The organism is Sporolactobacillus sp. THM19-2 (assembly GCF_004153195.1).
GTDB lineage: Bacteria > Bacillota > Bacilli > Bacillales > Sporolactobacillaceae > Sporolactobacillus.
In genome coordinates, this window is sequence record NZ_SEMC01000016.1 from 1 (window position 1) to 12540 (window position 12540).

The 12540-nt window shown below is 47.7% G+C and carries 10 protein-coding genes and 1 pseudogene; 7 read left to right on the forward strand and 4 right to left on the reverse strand.

The genetic code is table 11. The features are described from left to right. Positions 1–215 precede the first annotated feature (215 nt). A complete protein-coding gene (locus EWH91_RS10815; protein ID WP_129930055.1) occupies positions 216–1979 on the forward strand; it encodes a hypothetical protein in 1764 nt (587 codons plus the stop codon). Continuing rightward, positions 1960–2280, forward strand: coding sequence for a type VII secretion EssA family protein (locus EWH91_RS10820; RefSeq protein WP_129930056.1), 321 nt, complete (start codon positions 1960–1962; stop codon positions 2278–2280). The genes EWH91_RS10815 and EWH91_RS10820 overlap by 20 nt, the downstream gene beginning before the upstream one ends. A gap of 135 nt (positions 2281–2415) precedes the next feature. Here the strand turns inward: EWH91_RS10820 and EWH91_RS10825 are convergent. Then, positions 2416–2673 (reverse strand): annotated as a pseudogene (locus tag EWH91_RS10825) (oligopeptide/dipeptide ABC transporter ATP-binding protein); the annotation flags it as partial. 117 nt (positions 2674–2790) lie between these two features. On the opposite strand from EWH91_RS10825, the gene EWH91_RS10830 reads away from it, so the two are divergent. Continuing rightward, positions 2791–3744, forward strand: a complete 954-nt coding sequence (locus EWH91_RS10830; protein WP_129930057.1) for a ketopantoate reductase family protein — start codon at positions 2791–2793, stop codon at positions 3742–3744. A gap of 100 nt (positions 3745–3844) precedes the next feature. On the opposite strand, the gene EWH91_RS10835 is transcribed toward EWH91_RS10830, so the two are convergent. Continuing rightward, positions 3845–4873: an LCP family protein gene (locus EWH91_RS10835; RefSeq protein ID WP_240697337.1), complete on the reverse strand. Its 1029-nt coding sequence runs from the start codon at positions 4871–4873 to the stop codon at positions 3845–3847. 271 nt (positions 4874–5144) lie between these two features. Between EWH91_RS10835 and EWH91_RS10840 the strand changes: the two genes are divergently transcribed. From EWH91_RS10840 to EWH91_RS10850, 3 genes are all read left to right on the forward strand, one after another. Next, on the forward strand, positions 5145–6752 hold the full coding sequence (locus tag EWH91_RS10840) for a zinc ribbon domain-containing protein (protein ID WP_165364308.1): 1608 nt from the start codon (positions 5145–5147) through the stop codon (positions 6750–6752). A gap of 170 nt (positions 6753–6922) precedes the next feature. Then, positions 6923–7831, forward strand: coding sequence for an AEC family transporter (locus EWH91_RS10845; protein ID WP_240697338.1), 909 nt, complete (start codon positions 6923–6925; stop codon positions 7829–7831). Positions 7832–7868: 37 nt separating this feature from the next. Next, positions 7869–8609, forward strand: coding sequence for a YdcF family protein (locus EWH91_RS10850; protein WP_129930060.1), 741 nt, complete (start codon positions 7869–7871; stop codon positions 8607–8609). Between the two features lie 166 nt (positions 8610–8775). Here the strand turns inward: EWH91_RS10850 and EWH91_RS10860 are convergent, their stop codons facing one another. Both EWH91_RS10860 and EWH91_RS10865 read right to left on the reverse strand, forming a co-directional pair. Beyond that, complete coding sequence (locus EWH91_RS10860) at positions 8776–9537, reverse strand: alpha/beta hydrolase (RefSeq protein WP_129930061.1); 762 nt, start codon at positions 9535–9537, stop codon at positions 8776–8778. Positions 9538–9982: 445 nt separating this feature from the next. Continuing rightward, positions 9983–11227 (reverse strand): RNA-guided endonuclease InsQ/TnpB family protein, encoded by a 1245-nt coding sequence (locus EWH91_RS10865; RefSeq protein ID WP_483315835.1) that lies wholly within the window; start codon positions 11225–11227, stop codon positions 9983–9985. Positions 11228–11613: 386 nt separating this feature from the next. Between EWH91_RS10865 and EWH91_RS10870 the strand changes: the two genes are divergently transcribed. Next, positions 11614–12537 (forward strand): DUF1861 family protein, encoded by a 924-nt coding sequence (locus EWH91_RS10870; RefSeq protein ID WP_129930063.1) that lies wholly within the window; start codon positions 11614–11616, stop codon positions 12535–12537. Positions 12538–12540: the final 3 nt, after the last annotated feature.

Consider the following 12540-nt stretch of genomic DNA (forward strand, 5'->3'; position numbering starts at 1 on the left):
TGGAAACGACGGGATTCGTCTGCCCTGAAAACGAGAAAATGGCTGTCCGCATGTTCCATGCGGGCCAACAGGCATTCAAAATCATCGTTAAGTTGTTCGCTTAGTAAAAATCTGTAAAATCCTTTGCGAAATTACCACCTAAACCATAGAAAATAAGCTGCTATGAATAATTCAGGGTTTACTATAATGAAGCCCTGAATTTATATAAACAGGCATTGAAACGTGAGGGCATCGGGCAGGATCAATATCAGAAATATCAAGACTTCTTTCAGGCAATGACCACTGTCGCACTTAACAATGTACGAAGTGATATATCGACTCTTGAGCAAATATCAAAGCCTGAGGTCATCACCGACACGGAGAATGGGAAAGATGGGCCGGCCCTATTAAAAAGTATCGGTGACATCCAAAATGAAATAGGTAATCAAAATAATGGATTGGCGAATAATGCGAATATAACAAAGTTTGATCTTGACTTAAGTAAAATTGATGACGACGCTGATTTCAGTGAAGAGTCACTGTTTATCGATACAGATCCGAATAAGAATTATAGGGAATCTGAATTAAGATCTTACCAATTACTCCTGATGAATACGAAAAACAGCCTAAGCAATCTGCTGAAAATGGTGACCACTTTCCAGCCTGTCCAGCCCGTTTATTCTGATCTGATTCAGCCTGATGATCCTGCTCTATCTGCACCGGAAGATATGGAACTTACAGAACCAGAACGACCAGATTCTGTAGAATTAGGAGGTGCATTCGATCAGACCGGAAGCTGGATGGAACAGGTAACCGGGCAGTTGATTTCTTCACTGTACGGATTGGATGGAATAAATAAGGAAGCTCAAACGGTTGATCAACGGGAAACAATGAACGACACGGAAAAATCAATACAGGGTCAATACGATCATGCAATTAAGCAATACAATGATGCATTAGACATTCAAAAAGCGGAATTAGAAAAAGCGCAAAACGTCTTATTAAACAATATGTCCCATATGCAGCAACAGGTTGAGAACGTAGCTAAGCCGCTTGTCCTGACTGAACCGGATCCAACATTCAAAGATGTTGACAAGGGCTTTGTACTGTCATTTAAGAGCAATACCTTTAACGAGCTGAATACGATCGAGGAAGGCATCCAGTCCATCGCTGACAGTCAGTCCGCCATTCTGAAGTCTTCACAGGACGTGCGCTCACTGGTCAATGGCGTCCAGAGCGATGCCAATCAGCTGAGCGGTAACTGGGGACAGAATGTTGAGGCAACAGCGCAGCTGGGTCATGCCATCGCCCGGACGCTCGGGAATACCGGTGAACCCGGAAATCGTAATCCGTCTGCCTATCAGCAGCTTGTCAGTCCGGTCAATCTCGCGGGCTTGCAGCCTGGCGGTCCGAACAACATCGCCGAGGCAGAGCATGATGATCCCGCAGACACAAGTACGGACGCGGCGCCGACTGAACAGCCGTTTCTGACACTGCTTGCCGTTCTGGTCGCAAGTATTCTCATCGGATACTTCAGCTACCATTACCGGAATCTGAGTCGAATCCTCAATGCTGTGATTTCATCGTTGCTGGCACTGGTTTCATCTGCCGCAATCGTCGCCTATGGCATCACGCAATACGGACTTGAGGGCAGTGGAGTCATTATGTGGAGCTTCTTTACTCTGGGACTGATCGCCGTCATTTCAGTCTGGGTCCGTGAAGCCTGGCAGATCTCCGATATGGTCGGCGTGCTGCTCATCACCGGGTTGATCGTTTACTTTACGCTGCCGCTGCTGAAAAACAGTCTGGAGCGTTTTGCCTATCAGAATCCGGCGGCCGATGTCTACCTGTCGATTGCTTATGGAGAGGCTTCCTTTCTGTTCCTTGAAGGCATGGTGGCACTGGCTGTACTGATGATCCCGGCTCTTGCTGTGATCGGGATCAGGGAAGTCATCCATCATATAAAGGAGGAGAAGGCTCATGAAAGTGAAACACTGTAAAAGATGGCTGCTTGCCGGGGCCCTGCCTCTGGCCTTTATCATTGTATCCGGGTATGGCGGGGACAGTAGCAGTAAGCCGGAGCCGAACAGGTTTCAGGAAGAAAATACGACCATCAATACAGAAGAAATCCAGGCTGATCTGACCAATAATTATAAGAAAATACCTGCTCAGGTACGTCAGCTGACATTTAAGAAAACACAGCGCGATGAACAACTGCTGAATAAACTCTTTCTGGAACCGGGAGAGCGGGAAAAGATCAACGTCGAACGCGAAACAGCCAAATTAGGCCTGTTCGAATGAGCTGAAGAATAACGGGAATAAAGAAAAAAAGGATGTTCCAAAAGCTGACTTTTGGAACACCCTTTTTTTCAATATTAGAATGGAACAGAACATAAGATCAGCCGACGCCCGGGATCTGACTGAAGGTTTCGCCTGTTACGGCTGATCACTTTTGCTGTAGTGGCAGGCGACCCAGTGCCCCGGTCTGATTTCACGCCATTCCGGCACTTCCCGGCATCTGTCTGTCGCGAGCGGGCACCGGGTCCGGAATTTGCAGCCGGTCGGCGGATTGACCGGACTTGGCAGTTCACCTTCGAGTACCACGCGTTTTTTTCGGCGCTCTTCTGCCGGATTGGGAACAGGAATGGCTGACAGGAGCGCCTGTGTATAAGGATGCATCGGATCCTTGTAAATCGACAAAAATCGCCAGATACTTCCTGTCTGTTTTTCAGCGTTCCATCCTCTCTTATTTTTGATAGAATAGAACTGAGACCAGCCGAACAGACAGATCAGAGTGAGGGAGAGATTGAGATGAGAATAGCTGTCATTGGCGCGGGCGCTATGGGTCTGCGTTATGGTATCCTGCTGCAGGAAGCGGGAAATGAAGTGGACTTTGTCGAGCCATGGGAACCGAGTTATCAGGCAATTAAAGAGCAGGGCGGTGTTTATGTTTCGCGCGACCATCAGAATCAGCACCTTGTGCCGGTGAATATTTATCGGCCGGCAGAATATCCGAAAGAGCCGGAACTTGTCATCCTGTTCGTGAAACAGATGCAGTCGGAGGAGGCGATGGCTGCCTGCAGTCATTTTATCGGAGACCGTACATATGTCCTGACGAATCAGAATGGGATCGGGTCTGTTGATGTCATCCGTCAATATGTCCCGGATCAGCATATTATTGCCGGTATCGCACTGATTGCATCGGTGCTGGATGCCCCTGGGAAAGTAGATTTTATGGGGGCAAAAGGCGCCGGTCATACCCATCTGGCAAATGTCACTGAGAAACCGGATGCTTTTACCCGTCAGGTTGTGGAAGAATTCCGGAAGGCCGGAATGAATCCGACGCTTCACAAGAATTATCTGGGGACTCTGTGGAGTAAGCTGCTGATGAATTCCGTCATTAACACCCTCTGCACACTGATGGATATCACGATGGGTCAGTATGTCGCCTATTCAGGAGCGGCGGGACTGACGAAGCGTCTGATTGATGAAGGGTACGACGCCGGGCTGGCCGATGGTGTACGGTTCATGCAAAGCCGCGAAGAGATGGCGGAAATCATTTTTCACGAAAGTTCGCAGGTTAATCCGCTGCACCGGCCGTCGATGTATCAGGATATGGTGAATGGCAGGCCGACGGAAGTGGATTATATTAATGGCTATATTGTCAGGGTGGCAAAGAAACACCATCTGGAAGCGAAAAGTCATGAGCTGCTCGTGGAACTGCTTCATCTGGCTGAACAGGTCCGGAATCTGAAACACGAATAAAAACCTGACGCTGCCAGAGGCTTAGTTTTTCGTAAAACTAATGGCTAAAGGATGAAACCCCCGGTAACGGCTGAAGACCGCTTCCGGGGGTTTCTGATGATCAGTTGGTGAAGTATTTCTTTATGACTGTTTTCAATTCTGATTCATTTAAGATAATCTGGCTGTTGTTTTTCTCCAGAACATCATCATACATGGTTGCTCCGCGCCCTTTGACCTGACGGTACTTAATCTGTTCTTCCGGATGAAAATCCCCTTTGACGCCGAGTCCGACGCTGACCATGTCTTCAGTTGACATGTTTGTTGCAATCAGGAATTTTGAAAGTGACCTTGAAAGGGCCGGAAGTTTCGTGACATTGGAAGGGTGCATGACTTTTTTCGCAATACCAATCAGTGCGGCCTGCTGGATCTTTTGCCTGCCGTAATCGGTACCGGGCAGCGAGTAGCGTTCGTGCGTCAGTTCGGCAACCATCCTGCCGTTGACCGAATGGGTGCCGGCTGTGAACGTCTTTCCCTTGTTTTCCGGATACCAGGGGTGGGTCAGGGTGACTTTAAAGGGAAGATTGATGTCGATACCCCCCAGTGTGTCGACCATATCCTGAAGACCCCAATAGTTGGTTTCTGCATAGTAGTTGATGGGAACTCCGGTCAGACGGGAGACAGCCTTGACCGCATCAACAATTCCCTGTTGTGTGCCTTTTTTCGACTGAGATATGTACTGGACACTCGTCAGTTTGGTGTATCCGTAACCTGGCATGTATACCCGTGTATCACGGGGGATACTCAGCATGTTGTATGTATGGTTGTTCAGGTTGGCGTGAATTAATACCATAGAATCGGTGTGGCTCGCTGTATTTCCCTTGCGCGCGTCAGAGCCGATCAGAAGGACATTGAATGTTCCCGATTTCTGCTCAGGGGCCTGCTTTTTTCCATTATCCGGTGAAACGCCGATGACATCGAGGTCTTTAAAATGGTTCACAGGTTTCAGCGTATTATATTTATAGATACCGAACGCCGTTCCGGAGACGATCAGAAGTGCGAGGATAAGCAGGGTATAGCGAAGGACCCGGTGCTTCTTCCTCGATTTTTTAATCCCTTCCCTTGTATTTTCGTTATCGGTTTTCCTGGACAAAGAGTGATCCCTCTTTCCGTAGTGGTTTTTCGCATCGATATTTTTTCGCGGGTACAAAGTCATTATAACGGTCGAGCCATCCCCAGACAACATCATCCGGCAAAATGTCGATTTTCAGTAGATGATCCATGTTCTGTTTTCTTTCATAAGCCGGCTGATTGATCCGTTGCATTAATATTCAATTTTTTTGTTCCATGGTCGATTAATTGGATCCATGTCCATGGTATAATGGACCTGTTTCTAAATTTTTACAGGAAAGAAGGTTTGTGATTTGTATTGTAAACATTGCGGCGCCCCGCTTCATGACGGGGCAAAGTTCTGCGGGACGTGCGGTGCACCGGTTCCGCCGGCGGATGGGAAAGAGCAGGGGAACGACCGGGAAACCGAACCTCCTGTATCCTCTGCTCTTCATGAGGATGCGCCTGATGCGTCTGCTGAAAAAGTCCATGAAGATCAGCACGCCTCAGAGCATGAGGAGCGTCAGATGGTTGCCGTACCTCCCCGTGACGCGGCAGTTGAATCTGCCGATACTGTAACGGAGAGGCAGCCCGCTACCGGAAAGTCCTGGATACATAGAAAAGCCATTATGATCCCGCTGGTTTCATTGATTATCATTCTTGCCGGCCTGTACTTTATGGGAAAGTACCTGACCGATCCGGTCCGTACGGTTGATGCGTTTGAACAGGCGGTCGAGGATCAGAATATCGATAAACTGAAAGGCATGATCTATACCTATGAGGATGTTAAAATGACAGATACACAGGTTAAAGCCATGCTGGCCTGGTTTAAAAATGATCCGGATACGTATTCAGACATTGTTCAGTCACTGGAAAACACGGCACACGCGGCGAATCACGTCAGATACGGCCATACCCCGTACTATCTGCATAAAGCCGGAAAACAATATCTCCTGTTCGATCATTATCAGATTGCAACAGAACTCATTTATCCGGAAGTGACGACGAACCTGAAAAACATGGTTATCGGGATCACAGGTGCCGGTAAGGGGAAAACGGCAGAAAAAGCAGAAAGCAATTCACCGCAGACGATTAAACTCGATGGGGTGATTCCGGGCATCTATACGTTCTACGGCCATTCAGATGCGATGGATCAGACGAAAAAAAAGACATTGACTTCGGATGACAGGCAGGTTGATTTTTCCGGGACTTATATTTCGTTAAGCAGTAATATCCCTGTTGCCGAGCTTTATGTCAATAATAAAGATACAGGTAAAACGGTTGCTCAGTCCGGTGAATGGGGGCCGTTCAAGAAGGATGATACACCGACTTTTTATGCCAGATATACGGCAAACGGGCATTCCATTCAATCGGAGACGGTGTCTGTCTCCGATGAGTCTGATTATGATACCGTTACCCTGGATGAAGCCGAAAGTGACGGCATCGACCTTTATTTTGAAGATGTGGAAAACGGTGATTTTTATACGCTCGATGGAACCGATAATCAGGCGAATATGGAGACGCTGAAAACCTACTTTGACGATTATTACAACGCCAATGCGAGTGCCGTATCTTATGGCGAGATGGACCACTTTGCCTCCTTTTTTGAAACAGGCACTGATTTTTCCAATAGTCAGTTGAAAAGCGCTCAGAAATTCTATGACAACGGCGTCACGGAATCGATTAATTCTTATGATCTGGATAATCTCAAGAGTCAGGGTAAGGGACTTTACAGTGTTGAAGCCAATGAAAGCTGGGACGAAACCATTACAGATGACGAGACAGGGGACAGAAAAGACATTACTTTCACACTGAAAAATACTTATCAGCTGAAAGAAACAGCTCCGGGTGAACTGAAAATCGTCGGGATGAAAATCGAGGATCGGAAGGTTCAGACAACTTCTGAAAGTGAAGCGTACTGATCTCTGACGCCACAACTGAAACAGAGTTATACTTATCGTAAGAAGAAGCCTGTGTCCGCTAAAGCGGAGTACAGGCTTCTTCATTCTGTGACAGCTGTTCTGTTACACACGCCGGATGCCATCTTATTGACGAATTTTTCTGATTGAAGCATGATAAGGCTATAACTCTGTTGGAGGGACCTCTGATTTTACAATTTGTTGATGTGATTCTGCCGGTCTTTATGATCTTTCTGAGCGGTTACCTGGTTCAGAAAATTTTCAGGCTGGATATTAAACCGATTTCGACGGTTGCCGTCTATCTGCTTCTGCCTTTTCTGGTATTCGACACCTTTTACACAACGCCGCTTAATATGAGCTTTTTCTATATTGCGGTCACATCGACTCTGATTATGGTGCTGCTGATCCTGATCGGCGTCATTGTGTGCCGGCTGTTTCGTTATGAAAAAGCGGAGACAAACGCCTTTCTTCTGTCGACGATTTTTCCCAACAGCGGCAATTACGGTATCCCGATCATTCTGTTTGCTTTCGGGAAAGCCGGGGTGGCCGATGCCCTGCCGCTGATGGTTTTTCATGCGATTCTGATGGGCGTTGTCGGGATCTATATTGCGGCAAACGGGCGGGGCGGAGCAAAGACCGCTTTACAGACGGTGCTGAAACAGCCGATGAACTATGCCATTATACCAGCTATTCTCTTGCAGGAGCTTCATATCCGGATTCCCGGTAATTTTATGGAAAGCATCCAGATGATCAGTAATACGTCAATCCCGCTTATTATGATTATTCTCGGGATGCAGCTGGCAAATGTGGAAGTGCGGCGGATGAACTGGGGCGGGATCAGTCTGGTTACCGTCGTCCGTTTGATTGTCTCACCGCTGATTGCTTATGCGGTCTGTCTGTTTTTCCCGATCAGTACCTTACTCACAAATGTGATTATTGTCATGGCAGCGATGCCGAGTGCGGCAAATACGACGCTTTATGCGATTCAGTTCAATGCAAAACCGCAGTTCGTCTCCAGCTGTACATTGATCACGACCCTGGCCAGTATGGTCACACTGGCAGTTTTACTAAATGTATTATAACTAAGAGAAATAAAAAGCTGAAACTGAGGAAAAGATAATGGAATATGTTATAAAATTCATCTACGGTTTTATCCTGCCGCCCGGCTTATTCATCACTTTACTGTTTGTGATGGGAATCCGGCTGTTCAGGCGCAGGCGGAAACTTGCTTATCTGCTTCTGGGGCTTGGGCTGCTCCAGTATCTCGCGTTCATCCCGCTGACGGGCATTCTTCTGCTTCATCCGCTGGAGAACCGTTACGCGCAGCCGGCTCGTCCGGACGGTGACGTGATTGTGATGCTGGGCGGCGGGGCGACGCTTGGTACGCCTGACCTGAACGGGACCGGGAATTTAGGAGGAGATGCGGCGAACAGGCTGATCACTGTCGTCCGGCTATACCGCGAAACCGGCCTGCCGGTCATCCTCTCGGGCGGGAAGGTTTACTCCGACAGCGGGACAGAAGCAGAGATCGGCAGGCGGCAGCTGATCGCGATGGGTGTTCCGTCTCAGAAAATTATTCCCGAAAACCAAAGCATTACCACCAGAACGAATGCGGAAAACACAAAGCGGATCTTGGAGCAGCAGCAGTTTCATCATCCGATTCTGGTGACTTCCGCTTATCATATGCCGCGGGCGGTACAGAATTTCAGTAAGCTGGATGTGACTGTTCAGCCGTACCCGACCGGTTACCTCGTCAGCAGGCAGCTGAAGATTTACCCCGGACAGTTTGTACCGGGAAGCGGCCGGGAGACCTTTGTGGCGCTGAAAGAATACGTCGGGCTGCTGGCGTCGTTATTGTAAGCAGTTGGAAAGTTGGAGAGCGGCTGAAGCCGGGCACGGCATTACTAAATTTGAAAAAATGGGACCGGCACAGTGGTCGATAACGATTAAGAAAAAATAAAAACACTCAGTAAAAGCTCCAGATCATCATCGTCTGGAGCTTTTTCACGTCGCCTTTGAATCACAGTCACTCTGTTATCTTTTTTTCAATATGATCCAGGACCCTCTGGATCAGTTCATCCCAGTATCTCCATTCGTGTCCGACATCAGGCTTTTCATCATACGTATGCGGCAGGGTTGATTCATCGAGCTTTGCTTTAAATTTCAGATTGTCCTGATACATAAAATCGGCGGTTCCACAATACTGGTGGATGACCGGTTTCGGTCCGGAGGTGCCGGCGACTTTATCGACGAGGCTAAAAAGGTCATTGATTGAGTGCTCCCACTTTTCCGGGTCGCCGAAAACGGTCCTGAAATCGTGCATCATCTCAGGCTTCCGGTCCAGCATCCCCCTGACGTCCACGGCGCCCGACATGGAGAAGATCTCTGAGAACTTTTCAGGTTCGTTCAACCCCCATTTCAGTACACCGTATCCCCCCATCGATAATCCGGCGGCGAATGTCCGGCTGCGCACGCTTTCGACAGGGAACCAGCCCTTTATTTTTTTCGGAAGTTCTTTCGTCAGATACGTCCAGTAATGGTTACCGAAAGCCATATCTGTATAGAAACTGCGATGCACGTCAGGCATGATAATAAGAAACGGGCGGTTTTCTGCATAGCGCAACACGGATGAATGCATCAGCCAGGTACTGGAGTCATCTGAGAGTCCGTGCAATAGATAAAGCACGGCCAGTGGATGATCTTTCTGCAACTTATCCGGAATGATGATGTTCACCGTTGTGTCGAGCTGAAGCGTTTCCGAATAGAATCGGGTCGTCATAAGTGCCATATGTATCCCTCCACTCAAACTGAAACAGGGTCCATCTGCTTCTTCTTACTATATTTTACTATATTGTAAGATACCCGCACGATCAATAACAAATGAATACGAAAGCAACAGAAGGGCTTGTATACAAAAATTTTGAAAGGCAATCCATTCATTCGGTATTTTTCAAAAGGCTGTGAAAAACGTCGTCTTAATTAGTGATGTAAGCGCTATTATAATAAGAATCGAAGTTAGAGGATCAATGACCCTCGACTGAAGTCGAAGGCTTGCAACTGCCTCAGTGGTACAAACGTCATGCAACAGAGGCATGCTCCCACTCTTTTTGTGAGCGTGATCGCTCACCGGCGTCGCATCATCAAGCTTGGGGTTTTCACCAAAGCCTGTCCCAGCCCGCTGGGATCGGATGATTGACAGCACCCGTTTTGCTGGCAGGTTTACCCGCCAACCATTAGTCTTTTTCAAAATGCGGAGCAGCGACTCCACTGACGTATTGTGTCCCGAGTAACTGAATGTTCATCGCGCCAATGCGATCGTCATTACTGCGGGTGCCACAGTTTTCGCAAACGTACTCGTGCGTTTCGTGGCGACGATGATCTTTATTAATCTTTCCGCATTTGGGACATCGCTGGCTCGTATAATGAGCATCCACTTTAATGACTTCACTTTGGTTTAAACGGGCCTTATAGGTTAAAAACTGTTCCAGTTGATAGAATGCCCACGACACCTGTTCGTAGCGACGATCTTTGGACACCTTTTCGGTCGCAAAACGTACGCCGGTTAAGTCTTCCAGTGTAAACAAGGTATTTGCTCCGTAATGGGCGACGAGTGCCTTTGAAATCTGATGGTTGATGTCTGCCATCCAACGTTTTTCTCGCTGTCCGATCTTTCGGAGTCGGCGTTTCGCTGAGTATGTGCCTTTAGCCTGAAGCTGCCCCCTAAGTTTTTTATACTTGCTGCGCGTGTGCATGATTTCTTTACCGTTGATAAAGAGCGTTTTTCCCTTTTCATCGTAACCGGTAACAAGAAAACGGAGGCCCCGGTCAAGACCTGCCACGTGCTTGACGTTTTGCGTCTCAAAGTCGGGTACTTCTTTGGTTGCTCCGATATGCAGGAAAAATTTTCCCCGCCTTTGAACAAGTTTAGCTGTGCCAAGCTTCCAGTCCTGGTTAAGGTACTGTTTAAATCCTTTCGTACTATATGAGACCTTGATGCGTTTGCCCATGGTGTTTAGAGACAGCGTGCCGTCCGAGAGGAAACTGTAATCCCGGTTAAAAACCAGATCGGCTTGCGGACGGGCAAACTGGATGGGTTTCCACAAATGGTCCAGGGTTTTGCAGGTAAACACAGGGATGGGGTGCCCTTTTGTATCCAGCAAGGGGTTCCCATTGGTATTTAATTTCCAGCCGTTTTGCACACGCTCATGGGAAAGCTGCGTGCGAACCGAGCGATAGCGGGCTAACACAGTCAGCAGGACGGACTGAGCTGCCTGGGATTTGAGTGCATAATCGCGACGCAGTTTATTGTAAAGCCGGTCGTGCAGTTGTACCTGATTCAGCCTAAAGTGATGATCAAAATAATAATGAGAGACCTCGTTACAGGCGTTGCGATAGATCATCATTAATGTTTTAAGCCTTTCTGCCTGGTCGCTTGTTACTTTGAGTTTCAGTTTTAAACTAAGCCCGATATTCACCATGATCACCTCTTTTCTATCACTCTATTATAGACCTGCTTAATAGAAATATTAACCATTTGAGGGTTTATTTGTAAGACAAGCAGTAGACTTTTTTTATGTAAAAACAACTTGCTGAAACGTCAATTCCTTTCGGTTATTAATAACCGAGTTTCTTTGACTGGCAAGTTTTATGAAAAAAAAGAAAAGGCAGGCGCTTATCTATGAGTGTGTCTTAGTTAGGATTAGAGAAAAAAGTTATTATTGTGACAGGTGGTGCGGATGGTACCGGGCGGAGATGGATAGTCACGTGAAAAAATGCTGAGTCTATTTCTTGACATCCATCTCAACAGGTTTATACTTCTGTCTCTTAGAGGGATACAATTACAATAAACTCGGGAGGACCGTGGATGATTCAGGGAACAGAATGCAGGACGCTGTTGGAGAAGTATTACAAAGAGAGAAAACCTGCCCGCTTTGTTGAGAAACTGAGGTTTTCCGGTGTTGGAAATAAGGATGTCTATAATATTACGGCTCCATTTCATGATGAAGGGAAGATGATCATCGCCGGGCGGGTGGAGTCCAGAGACTCTGAGGTGTCCGTCACCACCTTTTTTGAAAAAAAGGATGGGGTCTGGCGTCTGATGAAGGATATGCCGGCTTTTCCACTGCAGGATCCGTTTATGACGCGTATTGACGGCCTGCTTGTGCTCGGCGGTGTCCACGTTTACAGAAAAGACAGTGGCGAGACGACCTGGCGTACGGAACTTTATAAGGGGAAGACAGTGAAGACACTTGAACCGTTCTTTAATGGTCCGGAGGGCATGAAGGACCTGCGGCTTGCACAGATGCCTGACGGAATCATTCTTGTCCTCACCCGGCCGCAGGGTGAAAAAGGCGGCCGGGGGAAGATCGGCTTTTTTCTAATTCCGGGCCTGAATGATCTGACGGTGAAAATGATTGAGGACGCACCGATGCTCGAAGGCCATTTTGCCGAAGGAGAATGGGGCGGAGCCAATGATATTCATCCGCTGAAAAATGGCCATGCCGGCATACTCGGGCATGTGGCCTGTTTTGATGAAAAAGGCGACAGACATTATTACCCGATGGTCTTTACCCTTGATCCGCAGACCGGCAATTATACGCCGGTTGAAATCATTGCGACGAGGGCTGACTTTATCGATGGACCGGCCAAGCGACCTGACCTTAAAGATATCGTCTTCAGCGGGGGCGGAATTCGTGGAAATTCTCAGTTTGTTCTGTATGCAGGAACAAGTGATACGGAAGCGCAGCGCATGGTGATTGAGGATCCTTTTGAAAAATACGACAAGTAAGCG

Coding starts and splice junctions, on each gene's coding strand:
- EWH91_RS10830 (WP_129930057.1), top strand. CDS start 2,791: ATGAGAATAGCTGTCATTGGCGCGGGCGCTATGGGTCTGCGTTATGGT.
- EWH91_RS10820 (WP_129930056.1), top strand. CDS start 1,960: ATGAAAGTGAAACACTGTAAAAGATGGCTGCTTGCCGGGGCCCTGCCT.
- EWH91_RS10860 (WP_129930061.1), bottom strand. CDS start 9,537: ATGGCACTTATGACGACCCGATTCTATTCGGAAACGCTTCAGCTCGAC.
- EWH91_RS10850 (WP_129930060.1), top strand. CDS start 7,869: ATGGAATATGTTATAAAATTCATCTACGGTTTTATCCTGCCGCCCGGC.
- EWH91_RS10870 (WP_129930063.1), top strand. CDS start 11,614: ATGATTCAGGGAACAGAATGCAGGACGCTGTTGGAGAAGTATTACAAA.
- EWH91_RS10865 (WP_483315835.1), bottom strand. CDS start 11,227: ATGGTGAATATCGGGCTTAGTTTAAAACTGAAACTCAAAGTAACAAGC.